At 62.1% G+C, this 18,067-nt stretch carries 13 protein-coding genes and 7 pseudogenes; 14 read left to right on the top strand and 6 right to left on the bottom strand.

Features of this window, described 5'->3' with window-relative positions:
* Positions 1-34: 34 nt before the first annotated feature.
* Both BB934_RS28535 and BB934_RS47430 read left to right on the top strand, forming a co-directional pair.
* On the top strand, positions 35-2,101 hold the full coding sequence (locus BB934_RS28535; protein WP_099513354.1) for a recombinase family protein: 2,067 nt from the start codon (positions 35-37) through the stop codon (positions 2,099-2,101).
* Between the two features lie 224 nt (positions 2,102-2,325).
* Positions 2,326-2,463 carry a hypothetical protein gene (locus BB934_RS47430; protein WP_157934373.1) on the top strand — a complete coding sequence of 46 codons (138 nt, stop codon included), beginning with the start codon at positions 2,326-2,328 and terminating at the stop codon, positions 2,461-2,463.
* Here the strand turns inward: BB934_RS47430 and BB934_RS28530 are convergent.
* Positions 2,429-3,570, bottom strand: a protein-coding gene (locus BB934_RS28530) for an IS3 family transposase (protein ID WP_418294784.1) whose coding sequence is annotated in 2 segments (ribosomal slippage) — positions 2,429-3,312 and positions 3,312-3,570 — 1,143 coding nt in all. Because the reading frame shifts where the segments join, the coding sequence is not laid out codon by codon here. The two genes, BB934_RS47430 and BB934_RS28530, sit on opposite strands and share 35 nt — an antisense overlap.
* Here BB934_RS28530 and BB934_RS28525 point away from each other — a divergent pair.
* Complete coding sequence (locus tag BB934_RS28525) at positions 3,569-3,928, top strand: hypothetical protein (protein WP_099513366.1); 360 nt, start codon at positions 3,569-3,571, stop codon at positions 3,926-3,928. The genes BB934_RS28530 and BB934_RS28525 overlap by 2 nt on opposite strands.
* Here the strand turns inward: BB934_RS28525 and BB934_RS47425 are convergent.
* Together BB934_RS47425 and BB934_RS28520 are read right to left on the bottom strand one after the other, a co-directional pair.
* The gene (locus BB934_RS47425) at positions 3,909-4,067 is read right to left on the bottom strand and encodes a hypothetical protein (protein ID WP_157934372.1); all 159 of its coding nucleotides are present in this window, start codon (positions 4,065-4,067) and stop codon (positions 3,909-3,911) included. The genes BB934_RS28525 and BB934_RS47425 overlap by 20 nt on opposite strands.
* Before the next feature lie 21 nt (positions 4,068-4,088).
* Positions 4,089-4,778 (bottom strand): annotated as a pseudogene (locus BB934_RS28520) (IS5 family transposase); the annotation flags it as partial.
* Positions 4,779-5,180: 402 nt separating this feature from the next.
* Between BB934_RS28520 and BB934_RS28515 the strand changes: the two are divergent.
* On the top strand, positions 5,181-6,776 hold the full coding sequence (locus BB934_RS28515; protein WP_099513365.1) for an FAD-dependent oxidoreductase: 1,596 nt from the start codon (positions 5,181-5,183) through the stop codon (positions 6,774-6,776).
* Positions 6,777-6,994: 218 nt separating this feature from the next.
* Positions 6,995-7,219: a DUF6894 family protein gene (locus tag BB934_RS51060; RefSeq protein ID WP_418294783.1), complete on the top strand. Its 225-nt coding sequence runs from the start codon at positions 6,995-6,997 to the stop codon at positions 7,217-7,219.
* Positions 7,220-7,411: 192 nt separating this feature from the next.
* Here the strand turns inward: BB934_RS51060 and BB934_RS28510 are convergent.
* Positions 7,412-7,969 (bottom strand): annotated as a pseudogene (locus BB934_RS28510) (helix-turn-helix domain-containing protein); the annotation flags it as partial.
* A 158-nt stretch (positions 7,970-8,127) separates the two neighbouring features.
* Between BB934_RS28510 and BB934_RS28505 the strand changes: the two are divergent.
* From BB934_RS28505 to BB934_RS51460, 7 genes and pseudogenes are all read left to right on the top strand, one after another.
* Positions 8,128-8,502, top strand: a pseudogene (locus BB934_RS28505) (IS110 family transposase); the annotation flags it as partial.
* Positions 8,503-8,631: 129 nt separating this feature from the next.
* Positions 8,632-9,105, top strand: coding sequence for a helix-turn-helix domain-containing protein (locus tag BB934_RS28500; RefSeq protein ID WP_237050461.1), 474 nt, complete (start codon positions 8,632-8,634; stop codon positions 9,103-9,105).
* Positions 9,106-9,134: 29 nt separating this feature from the next.
* Entirely contained in the window at positions 9,135-10,286 is a 1,152-nt protein-coding gene (locus BB934_RS28495) for an IS110 family RNA-guided transposase (protein ID WP_099508187.1), read from the top strand.
* Positions 10,287-10,624: 338 nt separating this feature from the next.
* Positions 10,625-11,182 (top strand): transposase, encoded by a 558-nt coding sequence (locus BB934_RS28490; RefSeq protein ID WP_237050460.1) that lies wholly within the window; start codon positions 10,625-10,627, stop codon positions 11,180-11,182.
* Positions 11,152-11,769, top strand: a pseudogene (locus tag BB934_RS28485) (transposase); the annotation flags it as partial. The gene BB934_RS28490 and the pseudogene BB934_RS28485, both read left to right, overlap by 31 nt.
* Before the next feature lie 170 nt (positions 11,770-11,939).
* Positions 11,940-12,977, top strand: a complete 1,038-nt coding sequence (locus BB934_RS28480) for an IS110 family RNA-guided transposase (RefSeq protein WP_099513362.1) — start codon at positions 11,940-11,942, stop codon at positions 12,975-12,977.
* A gap of 458 nt (positions 12,978-13,435) precedes the next feature.
* Positions 13,436-13,567, top strand: a pseudogene (locus BB934_RS51460) (IS5/IS1182 family transposase); the annotation flags it as partial.
* 8 nt (positions 13,568-13,575) lie between these two features.
* Here the strand turns inward: BB934_RS51460 and BB934_RS51055 are convergent.
* Positions 13,576-13,959 (bottom strand): hypothetical protein, encoded by a 384-nt coding sequence (locus BB934_RS51055; protein WP_157934371.1) that lies wholly within the window; start codon positions 13,957-13,959, stop codon positions 13,576-13,578.
* A gap of 101 nt (positions 13,960-14,060) precedes the next feature.
* Here BB934_RS51055 and BB934_RS28470 point away from each other — a divergent pair.
* Positions 14,061-14,714 (top strand): annotated as a pseudogene (locus BB934_RS28470) (reverse transcriptase domain-containing protein); the annotation flags it as partial.
* 11 nt (positions 14,715-14,725) lie between these two features.
* Here the strand turns inward: BB934_RS28470 and BB934_RS28465 are convergent.
* Positions 14,726-16,792 (bottom strand): recombinase family protein, encoded by a 2,067-nt coding sequence (locus BB934_RS28465; RefSeq protein ID WP_099513354.1) that lies wholly within the window; start codon positions 16,790-16,792, stop codon positions 14,726-14,728.
* 389 nt (positions 16,793-17,181) lie between these two features.
* Between BB934_RS28465 and BB934_RS28460 the strand changes: the two are divergent.
* A pseudogene (locus tag BB934_RS28460) lies at positions 17,182-18,036 on the top strand (reverse transcriptase domain-containing protein); the annotation flags it as partial.
* Positions 18,037-18,067: the final 31 nt, after the last annotated feature.

Raw genomic sequence — 18,067 nt, 5'->3', positions numbered from 1 at the left:
GAAGACGTCGCCGCCATCCTCACAGAGGTGATCTATGAGATCGGAACTTATCACCGACCGGCATCTGGCCCGCCACGCGGTCATCTACATCCGCCAGTCCAGTCCGCACCAGGTGCTGAGCAATCAGGAGAGTCTGCGCCTGCAGTACGATCTACGTCGGCGCGCGCTCGGCCTCGGGTGGCGTGAGGAGGACGTCGAGATCATCGATGCCGACCTCGGGCTGAGCGGCGCAGCCGCTGTCCACCGCGAGGGCTTCAAGGACCTGATCGCACGCGTTACGCTCGGCCAGGTTGGCATCGTGCTCTCCTCCGAGGTGACGCGCCTGACCCGAAACTGTTCGGACTGGTACCCACTGCTCGATCTGTGCGGCTACAGGGACTGCCTCATTGCCGACCGCGACGGAGTCTATGATCCGGGCACCGCTAATGGGCGCCTGCTGCTCGGGCTCAAGGGGACCCTCTCCGAAGTCGAGTTGCACACGATCCGCGCCCGCCTCACGGCTGGTCTCCTGAACAAGGCCGCACGCGGAGAGCTGGCGCTGATCTTGCCGGTCGGCCTCGTCCGGGAGACTGGCGGTGTGGTGGTCAAGAACCCTGACCGCGAGGTGCAAGCCCGCCTCGATCTGATCTTCACGACCTTCCTGCGGCTCCGCTCGGCCAGCAAGGTGCTGCACGCCTTCAACGAGCGCGGCCTGAGCATCCCGCGCCGGGGACGGTTCGGCGATACGGTCTGGCGCCCACCCACCGTTGCGGCCATCCTGCAGGTGCTGAAGAACCCCGCCTACGCCGGCGCTTTTGTCTACGGGCGCACCCGCTCGGTCCGCACAGCGCCCTTAGGCAAAGGCTCGCAAAAGAGGCTCCCGCGCGAGCAGTGGAGGATCGTCGTGAAGGACCAGTACCCCGCCTATATCAGCTGGGCGACGTTCGAGAAGATCGAGGCCATGCTGCGCGACAATTACGCTGAGTACGACCGGAACAAGACGCGTGGCGTGCCGCGCGAGGGTGCCGCGCTGCTGCACGGGATGGTTTACTGCGGCGCGTGCGGTCACAAGATGGTGGTCCAGTACAAGGGCGGCGCCCGGTACATGTGCAACTATCTTCGTCAGCAGCATGGCGTTCCGGTGTGCCAAGTCATCCCGGCCGCGCCGGTCGATGCCGAGGCCGTGGCGGCTTTCTTCAAGGCCCTCACCCCCGCCGAGTTGGATGCCTACACGCAGGCTGTTTCCCTCCGGCGCGAGGCAGACGCAGCCGGGCTGAAGGCTCAAGCGCAACAGGTTGAGCGGCTGCGCTACCGGGCGGCGCTGGCCGAACGGCAGTTCGATCAGGTCGATCCAGACAACCGTCTCGTCGCGGCTGAACTCGAGCGGCGCTGGGAGGAAACGTTGCGTGATTTGCGCCAGGCCGAAGCCGCGCTCGCCGATGCGGCGCCGGAAGAAGGCCGCGTCATCCCGTTCGGTGTCGGCCCTGATCTCCAAGCCGCGTTTACCGAGGTCGGTCGGCGCCTGCCGGATCTATGGCAGCAACCGGCCCTCACCACGGTGCGCAAGAAGGCGCTGCTGCGATGCCTCATCGACAAGGTGGTGATCCACCGTGCCGTCCGGGACACGATCGCCCTACGCCTCGTCTGGCGCGGCGGCGCGACGAGCGAGATCGCGCTGCCAATTACGGTTGGCTCGCTCGCTGAACTGTCACGGAGCGGCGAGATGGAAGCCGCCATCGTCGAGCGCGCCCGCGCGGGTGAGAGTGATGCGGCCATCGCCGCCGCGCTGACCGCCGCCGGACATCGCTCACCTCTGCGCCAGGCGGTCTTGCCGAGCACAGTTCAGGCCATCCGGCTGCGGCACGGCATCCTGCGCGAACGCCGCCAGTCGCATCCGCGCCGCATCCCCGGCTGCCTGACGGTGTCCCAACTCGCGGCCCAGCTCGGCGTTACGCCGCACTGGATCTATGACCGCATTTACAACGGCACGATTGCTATTGAACTGGATGCCAAGACAGGTCTCTATCTGTTCCCGGATGGCCCCACGACCTTGCGCGCGTTCCAAAAGCTCAAAGCCGGCAAGGTGGACCGCCTCTCTCCCGTCCCTCGGTTGGCTTGTTGAGGAGGGCACTAAGATGCGTGATCGAACAAGCTGACCAACCAACCCTGGACCATCATGTCCATCGGCCTGCGCGACTGGGCGAATGCATGAGGATCAGCGCCGGTTGGTATAACTCCGGCTCTAATCCTGGGCTACAGCGGCGGCGGTTCTGACTGAATCGGAGGCTATGCGGCGTGGCGACTTTATGATTCCCTTGTCTCGGCCCTCTTGGGAGGAGATGAGCGATGACCAAGTCCTACTCGCTGGATTTGCGGCAACGGGTGGTGCGCTTCGTCGAGGCGGGGCATTCCTGGATTTGCTTCGGTTTAGTGGAGAGCGGTTTTGTAGCTATCCGGCCAGCCTTTCGACCTGAACCGGACTGACATAGTCCAGTGTCGAATGACGCCGGACGGGATTGTAGAAGCCGTCGATGTAACGACCAATCGCCTTCTTGGCCTCGGCCCTCGTCTGGAAGACGGTGCGCCAGACCAGTTCGGACTTCAAGGTCTTGAAGAAGGTCTCGACCACGGCATTGTCGAAACAATTGCCTGTCCCGGACATGGAGATCCGGATGCCGTGTTTCCTCAACTCGGCCTGATAGGCTGTCGAGCAATATTGACTGCCGCGGTCCGCGTGATGGGTCAGCCCCTCACCAGGTCTTCGGATCGCCAGAGCCTTGCGCAGCGCCTCCAGCGCCAGCTCCGTGTGGAGGCTGTCACTGACCGCCCAGCCGACCACCCGCCGGGCGAAGAGATCGAGAATCACAGCCAGGGAGAGCCAGCCCTCGTTCGTCCACAGATAGGAGATATCCGCGGCCCACTTCTGGTTCGGGCGCTCGGCCGAGAAGTCCTGCTCGAGCAGGTTGGGCGCGATCGGAAAAGCGTGATGGCTGTCGGTGGTGCGTTTGAAGCGGCGCTTCTGCCGGGCCTTGAGACCATTCTCGCGCATCAGTCGAGCGGTCCGCCGGCGCCCGATTGGCAGTCCCTCATCCTGCAGCTCGCGGGTCATGCGCGGGCTGCCGTAGGTCTCATTGGAGAGGGTGAAGGCCGAGCGAATGTGGGCCAGAAGCACCAGATCCTCCCGCTGGCGCGGGCTGGCTGGACGCGAGCGCCAGGCGAAGTAGCCGCTCTGGCTCACCTCAAGAACCTGGCACAGGCGCTGGATGGGGAATTCCGCTTTCGCCGCATCGATGAGCTTGAACCTCATCGACTTCCCTCCTTGACGAAAAAAGCGGTGGCCTTCTTGAGGATGTCGCGCTCTTGGCGCAGCACCTCGTTCTCGCGGCGGAGGCGCTTGAGCTCGTCCACGATGTCCTCATTGGGCGGCGTGGCCGACGAAGGCCGCATATCCTGGTGCTCCGCCATCCAGCGCGCGAGCGTCGAACGGTTCACCCCAAGATCGTCGGCGATTGCGCGTTGCGAGCGCCCACTCGTCAAAACGAGGCGGACGGCCTCATCCTGAAACTCTCTCGTAAAACGGGTCTTCGGCATGGAGATCCTCCTGCTTCATCAGAAGCTCTCCATTTTTTCGAAGCAAGACCAGCTGGGCTCGCCCGAGCCGTTGGCTGCGGCCGTGGCGCGGGCCCATGGCGGAGCCTGGCTGCCGCAGGAATTGCTCGCCCGTCGCGAGACGCTGCGCCGGGCCCAGGCCCATCTCTCGCAGCAGATCGAGCGGCTGACCGATGCTTATCTGCGGGCGGTCCTGCCGCTCGATGAGTATGAACGGCGCCGCCGCGACCTGGAGCACCGCATGCAAGCGCTGGCTGACCAGGAGGAGCTTCTGCACAACGATGCCACAACGCCAGCAACACCTCGCCGGTGTAGTGACCTCACTGGAGGCCTTTCGTGAGCGGGTGCAGCACGGGCTGGCGAATGCCACCTTCGAGCAGCGCCGACAGCTCGTGCTGTTGCTGGTTGACCGAGTTGTCGTCACGAACGACGAGGTCGAAATCCGCTATGTACTGCCCACCAGCCCGGAGAGTGAGCACGTCCGCTTTTGCCTATTGCGTAAAGACTACTTCGACAACCCAGCGGCGAGGATGCACCGCAAAGCCAATCTGATCAGGCGGCTTTCGGACAATCTCGATGGTAATCGAGGTGGCATGGGCGGGAGCCTCTCCGGCATAGCCGCTGTCGGCAAACGCTGTGACGATGAACGGGAACGCACGCCGCGACAGGCGCAGGACCACACAGGCGCCATCCCGGTCCTGAACGTCCGCCGGCTGGGGCTCCAGGACCAGGCCGCGCCCATCGGTGTCGACCATCACCTGGCGCTTGCGGCCTTTGACCTTTTTGCCAGCATCATAGCCTCTTGGGCCGCCGCTCTCGGTGGTCTTCACACTTTGGCTGTCGAGCACGGCGGCGGTGGGCGAGGCCTCCCGTCCCATCCGCTCGCGATCCACCATGACGAGCAGGTGGTTGATGGTCTCGAACAGACCCGTGTCACGCCACAGGCTGAACCAGCGAAAGACCGTGCTCTTGGGCGGCAGGTCGGAAGGCAACAGCCGCCAGGCAATGCCGCCGCGAAGGACATAAAAGATCGCGCTCAGGATCTCCCGGGTGGACCAGCGCCGCGGGCGGCCTCGGGCGCGGGGCTCAGGCAGGAGCGGCTTGATCAGCGCCCATTCGGCATCGGTCAAATCGGTTTCGTATCGCAAGCCGTCGCGGCTATACTGCCGCCGGGTGGTCGGGGTCCACATTGCGGTTCCAAGTCAGGCTTCAGCACCCTCTTGGAATCATAACGGTCTCGGCCACTCAACCCTTTTCGGGACGGGCTCTCAGTGCGGAAGGAGGGCCTGGGTAATTACATCGTTGAGTGCCCGGATCGTTGCAGGGAGCGTAGTATTGCGTTCAATGCCTTTGCCAACGAACATCAGAGTTAATGTGATGTACGCCCTCGTTTGATCTGAGCAGCGGAGTTTAGCAACATCTTCGCACAAAGTGCGTAGATCGCCGCAAGCAGTTACTGGGGCAGCAGCGTATCTGAAGAGGTAACTCGACTAATCTTGTCGATCAACCTATTAGCATAGCTGCAAAAGGCAATACCTTGCCAAGCTAAGGCCTGCTCAAGATTCACCGCTATCCATGCAATTGAGAAGCGTATGCCAATCTACACGCTCGCCGAAGCTCAGCTGAACCAGATCAACCGATGCGCTTCAGTCTGTATCATTGGAGCGGGCATTGCTGGTCTCCTGATTGCTGTGCGTTTGGCGCGAGCAGGGCAACGAGTGATCGTAGTTGAGAGTGGGATTGAGGGGTTTGAGGCACGAATACAGGAACTCAATAAGATTGATGATCCAGCCGGATATTATAAGCGCGCCTTATCCGGACGAAACCGCGAATTCGGCGGTAACTCGAAGTATTGGGGAGGCCGCCTGATCCATCCAAGCCAAAATGATACGATCGATCGGCCATATATTTCTTCATCAGGCTGGCCAATTTCATTCGATGAACTAACTTCCTATCAACGCGAGATCGAGAAAATCTTTGACCTTGATGATTCAACTTACGAGGAGGAGTTACTAGAGCAATTAGATCCCGCCAGACTCTTTGTACGCCGGGATCCTGATGTGACATGCAGATGGGCTAAAATCCCCACATTCAGTCGTATCAATTTAGGAGCCGCCTTAAAGCACGAGATTTTGTCTCACCACAATGTCGAAGTTTGGCTTGGTGCCACCGTGTGTAACTTCGAAGTTGATCGTACCTCAGCGCGTCTTTCTAGTATTGTGGCTAAGAACTTCAGTGATCACGAGTTGAAGGTGAGTGCCCGCGAATTCATTTTTGCAGCTGGTGCGATTGAAAGCACGCGACTGCTACTGCTTCTTGACGCCTCCGCAGATAATAGGCCCTTTCAGAGCTGTGACGCCTTGGGGCGCTACTTTCAGGAGCATGCAAAGGCAACTGTGGGCCATCTCGTTCCAGTCGATCCAGTCAAAACAAACAGACTGTTCGGCTACCGTTTCAGCGGCCTTGCGCGACGCAGTCTTTACTTCGAACTCACTTCTGAGGCGCAGAAAGCGGATGAAATTGCAAGTGCATACGCTGAGGTCGCTCTGGATTTGCCTCCGAAATCCCCGCTCGAGCTGGCCAGGAGACTACTGCGCGATGTCCAGAAGGGCGACTTCGCAGTCCGTGCATCGGATGTATACAAACTCGCAACGGATACCCGGTACTTGGCGCGAAGTGCTTACTGGCGTCTCATACACCGCCAAATGCTAATTCCTGTTGGAACCGATTTAAGATTCGAGATTACAGTTGAGCAAGCCCCGAATTGGAGCAATCGGATCAGCCTTTCTCCACAGCTAGACCAACTTGGGACTCCTATGGCCAAGCTCGACTGGCGACTTTCGGCGCTGGATGAGCATACATTTTGGTCATCCATCAAGCGATTCAGGGCCTACTGGAACCGCACTGGGTTCAATAGTATCTGTCCGATTACATGGTTGGGGACTATACGTGATAGATCGGTCGGATTTATTGAAATCGCAGACCAGAGAGCCCATCCGTCCGGCTCCACTCGGATGGGCACGGACCCAACTAAGTCTGTGGTCGGCCCTAATCTGTGCTGCCATCATATTCCTAACCTTCGATTGGTAAGCACATCGGTCTTCCCAGCGGCAGGTAGCATCAACCCGACACTCGCCCTGATGCAACTGGCTCTGCGTGCTGCCGATAGCCTTCTTTTGGGTACTTAATGAAGCGAGCACCAACCAAGACGAATGTACTAAGAAACTAATCTTCTCAGATGGTATGACAAAAATTTTTGGTGCAGGGTTTTAAAATGCACGTGCCGCCTGAGTGAAAACGGCCTCCCATTACAAAAGGCACCTTGTAGATACGCGGCATTCGAACACTTTCCTGTGCTAGCAGTTATATGCGCTACAGAGATCGTTTGGGTGGCACAAAGTGAAGGATGCCTAGGTACTGCTTCAGACTCATAGGTGATGGCGTTCTGGGGGGGCCTATTGAGGTCGAGCTTCCTACTGTCAAAGAGGCACGTACTTGGGGGCTGCAAACTCTCGATGAGATCCTGCGAGATGAAGGTATGACCTTTTGGGATGGAACAGAGTGGCAAATGACCGTCTCCGATGCCTCCGGCAAATGCGTGCTCAGACTTCGCTTTTCAGCCGATCCATAAGCCATCTGCATCCTGCAAGAAGGAGTAGTGTGGCGAATTCATCACGCTGGGATGGGAGCCATCATGAGCCTGGTAAATGCGGCTTGCAGCGTTCGTGAGAGCGGCGTGCCGGCAAACCAAGCTGCAAGTCGAATGAGGTTCATGGCAGCCGCCGCCAGCGCGTGTTGCAGATGCGTCTTTGCCAGCCCGATGTAGCGGGCTGTGCACCTTGTACGGCACGAGAGCAATCAGGGCCCGCAGGAAGTCGCCTGCCACCCGCCGTGTGGCTTTCTCATGCAGTTGGGCGAAGGCGAACTTGCTCGTGCGATCAATGGCGACGAACAGGTAGAGCCGCCCTTCGTCCGTGTGCACCTCGCCGATGTCGATGTGGAAGTAGCCGATCGGGTAGCTCTTGAACTGCTTCTTGGCCGGCTTGTCGCCGGTCACTTCCGGCAAGCGGCTGATGCCATGGCGTTGCAGGCAGCGATGCAGCGAGGAGCGGGTCAGGTGCGGGATCGTGGGCTGCAAGGCGTAGAGGCAATCGTCCAAGGGCAGCAGGGTGTGCTTGCGGAAGGCAACGATGATCGCCTCTTCCTGAACCGAGAGCACCGTTGAATGCGGTGCTCTCGGCCCCGTCGGGCGATCCGCGGTGGTCTCCCGCTTCTTCCATTTGGCGACCGTCTTCGGGTTGATGCCATGGCGCTGGGCCAAGGCTCTCAGGCTCGCTTGACTATGCTGTATCGCTCGACGGACTGCCTTGTATCTCTCTATTGCCCGCCGAGACGAAGCCGGCGAGGCTGAAGGTGGGGGTCAGCCCGCGTTTGCCTAGGGCTCATGAGCCCGCGACAGAGCTTGGTGCGGCCCCCACTTTCACAGTCCCGAACCCGGACAGCCGCTTGGGCCTAAGCCCGTATTTACAAGGTAGGATCATGGACGAATTTTCATCAGTCTTCGTCGGCATTGACGTTTCCAAGGATCGCCTCGACGTCCACCTGAGACCAACAGGCAAGGCATTCTGTGTCTCGCGAGACGGAAAGGGGCTGGATGACCTCATCAGCCACCTCATCGACCTGCCCGTCGCCCTCGTGGTCTTGGAGGCGACTGGTGGCTTCGAGACAACCGTGGCCGCGGCACTTGCCGGTGTTGGGCTGCCGCTCTGCGTCGTCAATCCCCGCCAGATCCGCGACTTTGCTCGGGCTATGGGCCGCCTGGCCAAGACCGATGCGCTCGACGCCGAGGCGATTGCCCTCTTCGCCGAGCGGATCAGGCCTGAGGCAAGGCCTCTGCTGGACCCGGAGCGGGCTCGCTTAGTGGTGCATCCGGCAGGTAGAGGGGTATAATGGCGTCTCCCGCTGATCCACTAGCGGAGGCGACCCATGGCATCGGTCTGCTTACGGGAAATGACTGCTGTTGAGCATGCGGCAGTCCAAAAGTTGGCTCACTCCCACACGGCTCCGGCCCAGAGCGTGCAACGCGCCCAGATCATCTGGCGGGCCAGTCATGGCGAGAGCGCCGCGGCGATTGCCGCCCGGGTCGGCCTCGATGGTGAGACTGTGCGCAAGCGCATCCGCCGTTTCAATGCGGAAGGACTGGAAGCCCTCAAGGACCGATACCGCTCAGGCCGCCGGCCCACCTACACGCCCGAGCAAACGGCCACCGTGATCGCTATGGCGCTCACGAAGCCAGAGACGCTCGGGCTGCCGTTTGCTGCCTGGACCTTGGATCGGCTGGCTGCTTACCTGCACGAGCACAAAGGGATTGCGATGCAGCGCAGCCGGATCGACGAAATCCTGCTCCACGAGGGCTGGCGCTGGCACAAGCACGAGACCTGGTTCGGCGAGCGGGTCGACCCAGCCTTCGCAGAAAAAAGATCTCATGGGCCAGGGACCGCCAGATTGGTGAAGTAAGGCGGTCACCTCACCTCTGGAGGTCGCTCATGTTCCACTCTCCATCAGCCGACGCTTCATTCTCGGACAGCACCCACACGATCTTTCTGGCTCTCGAACTCAGCCGCCGCTCCTGGCTTGTGGCGCTACATGCGCCCGATGCCGCCAAGATCGAGTTGCATCGGCTCCCCGCCGGTGACGGACAGGCGGTGCTCGACCTGCTCGCCCGCATCCAAACCCGTGTGGAACGACGCACCAGCGCAAGCCCGCACGTGTCATGCTGCTACGAGGCCGGCCGCGACGGGTTCTGGCTGCACCGCCTTCTCGAGGCGCACGGCGTCAGCAGCCATGTCATGGACCCAAGTTCTCTGCAGGTTGACCGCCGTGCGCGGCGGGCGAAGACAGACCGCCTGGATGCCCAGGCTCTGCTGCGGGCGCTGATGGCCTGGTCCCGCGGCGAGCCGAAGGTCTGCTCCATGGTCCGCCCGCCGTCGCCGGATGAGGAGGATGCGCGTCGTCCGAGCCGCGAGCGCGCCACGCTGCTGCAGGAGCGCATCCGCCTCGTCAACCGGATCCAGGGGCTGTGCGCCACGCAGGGGATCGCCGACTACGAGCCGCTGCGGCCGGATCGCCGTCGGCGCCTGCCGCAGCTAATCACGGGGGATGGTCGGCCCCTGCCACCGCGACTGTCGGAGGAGATCGCCCATCAGCTCGACTGGCTCGAACTCGTGCTGCGGCAGCTGGCAGAGGTCGAGACGAGGCGCGATGCCGAAGCGGCGGCGGCGAAAGCAGCGACCTCATCCAAGCTCGGGGCCTTGCTGCACGTGAAGAGCATTGGGCCTGAGCTTGCAACTGTCCTCGCCAAGGAGGTGTTCTACCGATGCTTTGCCAGCCGGCGCCACGTGGCCTCCTATGTAGGGCTGACCCCCAGTCCGTTTGCGAGCGGCCGCAGGTCACGCGAGCAGGGCATCACCAAGGCCGGGAATGCCCGCGCCCGCAAGGCGCTGATCGAACTCGCCTGGCTGTGGGTGCGCAACCAACCTGACAGTGCGCTCGCGGGCTGGTTCCGCAGCCGTGTGGGTTCAGCCACCGGTCGGGTCCGACGCATTGCGATTGTGGCGCTCGCCCGCAAGCTGCTGATCCTGCTGTGGCGCTATGTCGAAACAGGCGCCCTTCCGGCCGATGTTGTCGTGAAGCCCTGAACCTCGTTGCGCGCTGGCGCTGGATTGTCAGCGCGTGATGTCTGAGGGGAGCGCGACCGCTTTCGCCCCCTGGCTGGAAGAATGCCGCAAAAAAGAATGGTCGCGCTCACCTTGGAGCCCGTGCCCGTCGCATGCGGGATCATGGTCAGGGCTATGGCCCAACCGGATATAAGGTGATGCGGACGACCGGTTCGCATGAGCGCCATCGGGCTCAACCTCGGAGATCACGGCAACATCTGCGACCAGCACTTGACTGACGTATCGGCCCATATAAGGGGGCGATCGAAACGCTCTACACCAAGCCGCCTGCGGGCAGTGTTGTGATCTGTCTCGACGAAATGGGACCGGTCAGTGCGAAGAGTTATGCCGGTCGTGCCTTAGTGCAGAGCCGGACGCGACCGGCCGAGCGCGCAAGACAGGAGATCGACTACGGCCGGCGCGCCAAAGGCTATATCTTCGGGGCCTTTTGTCCGGCAACCGGCGAGGCCTTCACCCATCCCTATCCTGGACGCGGCGGCGCACATTGGGTCGACTTTCTGGAACACGTTGAGAGCTGGATTCCAAGCACGACCGAGCGGGTGTACGCGATCATGGACAACCTGGGCTCGCATCGCACGACCGACGTGCTGCTGTTCCTGCTGGCGCATCCGCGCTGGGAGATGGTGTTCCAGCCCAAATACGCGGCCTATCTCAACCTGATCGAGCCCTGGTGGAAGATCCTGCGCTCCCTCGCATTATCGGGTCGGCGCTTCGAGACCTGGGAGGAGATCGTCGATGCGATCCACTGCTCGACCGTCTACTGGAATGCACACCGCCATCCCTTTGTCTGGGGCCAACGCCGTCGGCATCGGCCGCGCCGCTCGCCCGGCATCGCCCTGCTGCCGAGGGCCGCATAACTTGCCGGATGCACCACTTAGCCGAGTTCGTGAGCAGGCGCCGACAGGTTATCGAGATGATCGGCATGGAGACGAACCGCCGCCGGAGAGCCACTGACAAGCGCCTCGCCAAGAGGCTCGACCGCCATGTTGCGTTCCTGGAAAAGGAACTTGACGAGATCGACCGCGGCATCGGCGAAGCCATCAAGTGCTCCCCAGCCTGGTGCAAAACCGAGGCGCTCCTCAAGTCCGTTCCCGGAATCGGCTATGTCACCGCTCGGACGCTTCTTGCTGAGGTGCCAGAACTTGGCACCGTGGACCGCCACCAGATTGCTGCTCTCGTCGGGGTTGCCCCCGTGAACCGAGACCCTGGTCTCATGCGGGGCCACAGAGCGATTGCCGGAGGACGAACCTCGGTGCGCAATGTCCTCTACATGGCCGCACTGACTGCTATCCGGTGCAATCCTGTCCTGAGAACCTTCTACAACCAGCTCATCACCCGCGGACGACCCAAGAAGGTTGCTCTCGTTGCTGTCCTACGAAAGCTGCTCACCGTCCTGAATGCCATCGTACGGGATCTCACGCCATGGCGCCAACAAAGCACTTGATCTCCAAGACAGCCGCTCTGTCGTTGTGGCGCTGCCGTGGAGAACTTGGCCCATAGATGGAGTATTCGGCCTGCCATCCCATGGCTTGGGCTAGAAAGGCGCGCGCCGCGGGACGATGATGAAACCCGGTCTGTTGGATCAAGCACAAGCATCAGGAAAGGAAGCCTAGCATGAAGCACTATGCTGGACTGGACGTCTCGGTGAAAGAGACGTCGGTGTGCGTTGTGGATGAAACGAGGATCTGCCGCGAGACAAAAGTGCCGAGCCACCCAGACGATCTCGCGCAAGTCCTCCATGATCCTGCTTGGCGGCTCGAGCGGATCGGCCTTGAGGCTGGCCCTTTGTCGCAATGGCTGTTCAGTGGGCTTGCAGAAGCCGGTCTGCCCATCGTCTGCATCGAGACCCGCCATACGAAGGCGTTCCTCAAGGCACAGGTGAACAAGAGTGACCGCAACGACGCACGTGGCATTGCGCAGATGATGCGGGTGAATCTGTTCCGACCGGTTCATGTAAAAACCCTGACCAGCCAAAAGCGGCGCGCCCTCCTGACCGCCCGCAAGTTGCTGCAGGAGAAGGCGATTGCATTTGAGAATGATATTCGCGGCCTGCTGCGCAACTTCGGCCTCAAAGTCGGCATCGTTGGCGCAGCCAAATTCGACATCCGCATTCGCGAACTCCTTGATTGTCTGCCTGACCCGGCAGAGATCATGGAGCCGCTGCTGGCGAGCTGGCGAAAGCTTCGAGAGGAGGTCGAGCGTCTTCATCGAAAGCTGCTGTCGATTGTCCGCGACGACGGTGTTTGTCGACGCCTGATGACCATTCCCGGGGTCGGTCCCGTTGTCGCTTTAGCCTATGCCAGTACTATCGACGTTCCGGCTCGCTTCCGGAACTCCAAAGCCGTGGGTGCCTCCCTGGGGTTAACGCCGGTGCTTCATCAGTCGGGTGAGAGCAACCGGATCGGCCGCGTCTCCCTCTGCGGGGATGGCATGATGCGAACGCTGTTGTACGAAGCCGCTCAAGTCATGCTGACGAATGTTCACGTGAAGTGGTCGTGGTTGAAAGCATGGGCGATGAATATCGCCAAACGGCGTGGTGGGCGAAAAGCCATTGTTGCGCTGGCCCGGCGTCTGGGCGTGATCATGCACCGCATCTGGAGCGATGGCACCGTATTCCGCTGGACGAGGGAAAGCATCCCCGCAGCTGTCTAAGATGCCATACCGGAACGGGCAATGAGATAACTCGAATTCCGCCAGAAGGCGGAAGAAAGACGTCCTTCGCAGGACGATGGATCAGGCGAGCTCGTGGATGCGCTTGTATCGGCCGCGCTGCCGCGGCCAGAACGCCCCATAGATTGAGCCACCTCATCCTACGAATCCCATGGTGGGAGGGCAAATGTGCCGATCCCGGAGAGAAGCAAGGCCCTGCGAGAGACGACTGCCTGGAGGTGGGATGGCCGATGCCTTAAAAGCGCTTGACTTGGAGGGGCCGAATAGAGAAGCGCATCCCTCCATTCCGGCGACAAGAATGCACCACCCTGGGATCAAACAGTTTTTAGTCGGCCCTGAATAACCCGCAACTTATTGGGACAGAAGGATTCTTCGTCGTTACGAAGCATCGTAAAATGCCGGCTCCTGGGTGCTGACCCGCTCAAAGCTGGTGTAATTCCATGGGACCCAAGCCGACGCTGCCGAGCTCCGGCGATCTCTACCGCAGCCATCTCGATCAGATCCTGGATCAGCGTCACGAGCTGGTTCGCCTGGCCAGTCTGATCGACTGGGACAGGTTCGATCACGAGTTTGGCTGCTTCTATCGTCCGCTCGGACGGCCCGCCAAGCCCACTCGGCTGATGGTCGGGTGTCCTATCTCCAGCATAATTTCAACCTGTCCGATGAAGCCGTGGTGCAGCGTTGGACAGAAAACCCGTATTGGGAGCGCCGGGAGACCGGCAAAGAGCAGGTGGTGCAAGTCCACCGCGATGAAGGAGTAGCGATCCACATCGACCCCGAGCCGTGCGAAGGCCGCCGTGAGGCTGTCGTCGAAGCGTCGGCAGGGGCACGTGCAGGCCAGCCATTGAGCCACGATAGGGTTCTTATCCCGGATGCCGACACGCTCCAATACGTGGAAGGCAACATCCCGCAGCCCGTCACCGCAAGGGCTGCGGGGATCCGGCGTGGTCGCAGACCCTGGCATGCATGCACGCTCTTTGCGCGGGAACCGGGAGATCTCCGGCTCGACCGTCGGTGTGCGTATCAGCCGACGGTCCGCATCGGGAAGGCGAGGAGCCGAAGCCGATGATGCACGAGCCGGAGAAGTCTGACCTCGCCATAGTAGCAACGAAGCCTGCGAACAAAGCCGGGGCACCGGCCACGGAGCGGGGGGAGCCAAGGGCGGGGACCGAGGGAAACACGGGCCATCCACGCACGCCCCGGACGCAGAGCCGGGCCAGCGTGTCACCGGGGCTGGACCGTGTACGGCACGCTGCAAGGCAGCGGAAGAAGGAGACGTTCACCGCACTGCTGCACCATGTCACCGTCGATCTGCTGCGGGAGTCGTTCCAGGCGCTTGAGCATCAGGCTGCGCCCGGGATGGATGGTCTGACATGGCAGGACTACGAGGCAAACCTGGAGGCCAATCTTCAGGATCTGCATCGCCGGGTCCATCGCAGCAGCTACCGGGCGAAGCCGGTTCGGCGGCGGTTCATACCGAAGCCGGATGGCCGACAGCGACCGCTGGGTGTAACCGCTCTGGAGGATAAAATCCTCCAGCGTGCCGTGGTCAGAGTTCTCAACGCGATCTACGAGGAGGATTTCCTCGGGTTCTCGTATGGGTTCCGGCCAGGGCGCAGTCAGCACCATGCGCTCGATGCGCTTTCGGTTGGCATCAATGCCATGCGCGTGAACTGGATTCTCGACGCCGATATCCGGAGTTTCTTCGATCACGCATCTTAGTGCCCTCCTCAACAAGCCAACCGAGGGACGGGAGAGAGGCGGTCCACCTTGCCGGCTTTGAGCTTTTGGAACGCGCGCAAGGTCGTGGGGCCATCCGGGAACAGATAGAGACCTGTCTTGGCATCCAGTTCAATAGCAATCGTGCCGTTGTAAATGCGGTCATAGATCCAGTGCGGCGTAACGCCGAGCTGGGCCGCGAGTTGGGACACCGTCAGGCAGCCGGGGATGCGGCGCGGATGCGACTGGCGGCGTTCGCGCAGGATGCCGTGCCGCAGCCGGATGGCCTGAACTGTGCTCGGCAAGACCGCCTGGCGCAGAGGTGAGCGATGTCCGGCGGCGGTCAGCGCGGCGGCGATGGCCGCATCACTCTCACCCGCGCGGGCGCGCTCGACGATGGCGGCTTCCATCTCGCCGCTCCGTGACAGTTCAGCGAGCGAGCCAACCGTAATTGGCAGCGCGATCTCGCTCGTCGCGCCGCCGCGCCAGACGAGGCGTAGGGCGATCGTGTCCCGGACGGCACGGTGGATCACCACCTTGTCGATGAGGCATCGCAGCAGCGCCTTCTTGCGCACCGTGGTGAGGGCCGGTTGCTGCCATAGATCCGGCAGGCGCCGACCGACCTCGGTAAACGCGGCTTGGAGATCAGGGCCGACACCGAACGGGATGACGCGGCCTTCTTCCGGCGCCGCATCGGCGAGCGCGGCTTCGGCCTGGCGCAAATCACGCAACGTTTCCTCCCAGCGCCGCTCGAGTTCAGCCGCGACGAGACGGTTGTCTGGATCGACCTGATCGAACTGCCGTTCGGCCAGCGCCGCCCGGTAGCGCAGCCGCTCAACCTGTTGCGCTTGAGCCTTCAGCCCGGCTGCGTCTGCCTCGCGCCGGAGGGAAACAGCCTGCGTGTAGGCATCCAACTCGGCGGGGGTGAGGGCCTTGAAGAAAGCCGCCACGGCCTCGGCATCGACCGGCGCGGCCGGGATGACTTGGCACACCGGAACGCCATGCTGCTGACGAAGATAGTTGCACATGTACCGGGCGCCGCCCTTGTACTGGACCACCATCTTGTGACCGCACGCGCCGCAGTAAACCATCCCGTGCAGCAGCGCGGCACCCTCGCGCGGCACGCCACGCGTCTTGTTCCGGTCGTACTCAGCGTAATTGTCGCGCAGCATGGCCTCGATCTTCTCGAACGTCGCCCAGCTGATATAGGCGGGGTACTGGTCCTTCACGACGATCCTCCACTGCTCGCGCGGGAGCCTCTTTTGCGAGCCTTTGCCTAAGGGCGCTGTGCGGACCGAGCGGGTGCGCCCGTAGACAAAAGCGCCGGCGTAGGCGGGGTTCTTCAGCACCTGCAGGATGGCCGCAACGGTGGGTGGGCGCCAGACCGTATCGCCGAACCGTCCCCGGCGCGGGATGCTCAGGCCGCGCTCGTTGAAGGCGTGCAGCACCTTGCTGGCCGAGCGGAGCCGCAGGAAGGTCGTGAAGATCAGATCGAGGCGGGCTTGCACCTCGCGGTCAGGGTTCTTGACCACCACACCGCCAGTCTCCCGGACGAGGCCGACCGGCAAGATCAGCGCCAGCTCTCCGCGTGCGGCCTTGTTCAGGAGACCAGCCGTGAGGCGGGCGCGGATCGTGTGCAACTCGACTTCGGAGAGGGTCCCCTTGAGCCCGAGCAGCAGGCGCCCATTAGCGGTGCCCGGATCATAGACTCCGTCGCGGTCGGCAATGAGGCAGTCCCTGTAGCCGCACAGATCGAGCAGTGGGTACCAGTCCGAACAGTTTCGGGTCAGGCGCGTCACCTCGGAGGAGAGCACGATGCCAACCTGGCCGAGCGTAACGCGTGCGATCAGGTCCTTGAAGCCCTCGCGGTGGACAGCGGCTGCGCCGCTCAGCCCGAGGTCGGCATCGATGATCTCGACGTCCTCCTCACGCCACCCGAGGCCGAGCGCGCGCCGACGTAGATCGTACTGCAGGCGCAGACTCTCCTGATTGCTCAGCACCTGGTGCGGACTGGACTGGCGGATGTAGATGACCGCGTGGCGGGCCAGATGCCGGTCGGTGATAAGTTCCGATCTCATAGATCACCTCTGTGAGGATGGCGGCGACGTCTTCGGCGATCGCGGCGCGGAGTTCGTCGGGCAAGCGTCTCCAGACGCGTTCGGGTCGCATGGGCATGGCGCCACCCCGCACTCGTCGGCCAGGGCGATCAGTTCCTCCAGTGCCTCACGTGTCAGCTTGCACGGCGGCTCACACGACGGCCGTGGAGCAAGGCTCGTCGCTCCGATCGGAAGCTTCAGCACCACGCGGTCCCGATAGGCGACGAGAGCGTGGCCGTCATGCCGGCGCGCGCTCACCGAGACCAGCAGGAACCGGCGGCCGAAGAGCGGGTGCCGCGAATCAGTGACCTCGATCTCAATCGAATCCCGATCCGCCGGGTTGTGGAAGGGGGTATCAACTGACGCTGTCGTTCGACCAGATCGACCAGGCGTGGTTGCTCCGGTTCCTGAGGCATCGGGTCGGTGACGAGCGCATCATCCGCCTTGTGCTCAAGTGGCTCAAGGCGGGCGTTCTGGATGAGGGAGAATGGAGCGTCAGTGACAGGGGGACACCGCAGGGATCAGGGGCCTCGCCCCTGCTCGCCAACGTCTACCTGCACTACGTCTTCGATCTCTGGGCCGAGCAATGGCGACGGCAACACGCCAACGGTCAGGTCATCATCGTGCGCTATGCCGATGATGTGATCGTCGGCTTTGAGCACGAAGGCGACGCGCGGCGGTTCCGGGACGCGATGCGTGAGAGGCTCGAGCAGTTTGGACTCGAGCTTCATGGGGACAAGACCCGGCTGCTGGAGTTCGGTCGCTACGCGAGCGAGCGCCGGCAGCGGCGAGGCCTTGGCAAACCGGAGACGTTCCAGTTTCTCGGGTTTGTGTTCATCTGCGGCCGGTCACGGCTGGGGCGCTTTCAGCTCCAGCGCCGGACCCGGGCGGACCGGATGCGGGAGAGATTGCGCGCGATCAAGGACCAGCTGCGGAAGCACATGCATGCTTCCATCCCCGAACAGGGGAAGTGGCTGAAGTCCGTGATGACGGGCTACTTTGCCTATCATGCGGTGCCCACCAACATGCGATCGTTACAGACATTCCGGCATCGGGTGATGGTGGCGTGGCGCCGAACGCTGCGCCGACGGAGCCAGAAAGACGGGATGAACTGGCAACGGATGATGCAGATTGCCGACGCATGGCTGCCGATGCCCCGTGTCCTTCATCCCTGGCCTGACCAGCGCTTTGCCGTCACACACCCGAGGTGGGAGCCGAATGCCTGAATAGGGCACGTTCGGATCTGTGCGGGGGTGC

Origin of the sequence: Microvirga ossetica, from assembly GCF_002741015.1 — a bacterium.
In the GTDB taxonomy this organism is placed as follows: Bacteria; Pseudomonadota; Alphaproteobacteria; order Rhizobiales; family Beijerinckiaceae; genus Microvirga; species Microvirga ossetica.
Note: the sequence above shows the minus strand (reverse complement) of the source record. Positions and strands in the feature narration are given on the sequence as shown.

Bases quoted from the DNA above. Each gene is read 5' to 3' on its own strand.
- BB934_RS28495 (WP_099508187.1), top strand. From the start codon at position 9,135: ATGTTCCACTCTCCATCAGCCGACGCTTCATTCTCGGACAGCACCCAC.
- BB934_RS28525 (WP_099513366.1), top strand. From the start codon at position 3,569: ATGGAGATCCTCCTGCTTCATCAGAAGCTCTCCATTTTTTCGAAGCAA.
- BB934_RS28535 (WP_099513354.1), top strand. From the start codon at position 35: ATGAGATCGGAACTTATCACCGACCGGCATCTGGCCCGCCACGCGGTC.
- BB934_RS47430 (WP_157934373.1), top strand. From the start codon at position 2,326: ATGACCAAGTCCTACTCGCTGGATTTGCGGCAACGGGTGGTGCGCTTC.
- BB934_RS28480 (WP_099513362.1), top strand. From the start codon at position 11,940: ATGAAGCACTATGCTGGACTGGACGTCTCGGTGAAAGAGACGTCGGTG.
- BB934_RS28465 (WP_099513354.1), bottom strand. From the start codon at position 16,792: ATGAGATCGGAACTTATCACCGACCGGCATCTGGCCCGCCACGCGGTC.
- BB934_RS51060 (WP_418294783.1), top strand. From the start codon at position 6,995: ATGCCTAGGTACTGCTTCAGACTCATAGGTGATGGCGTTCTGGGGGGG.
- BB934_RS28515 (WP_099513365.1), top strand. From the start codon at position 5,181: ATGCCAATCTACACGCTCGCCGAAGCTCAGCTGAACCAGATCAACCGA.
- BB934_RS28490 (WP_237050460.1), top strand. From the start codon at position 10,625: ATGGGACCGGTCAGTGCGAAGAGTTATGCCGGTCGTGCCTTAGTGCAG.
- BB934_RS51055 (WP_157934371.1), bottom strand. From the start codon at position 13,959: ATGCCAGGGTCTGCGACCACGCCGGATCCCCGCAGCCCTTGCGGTGAC.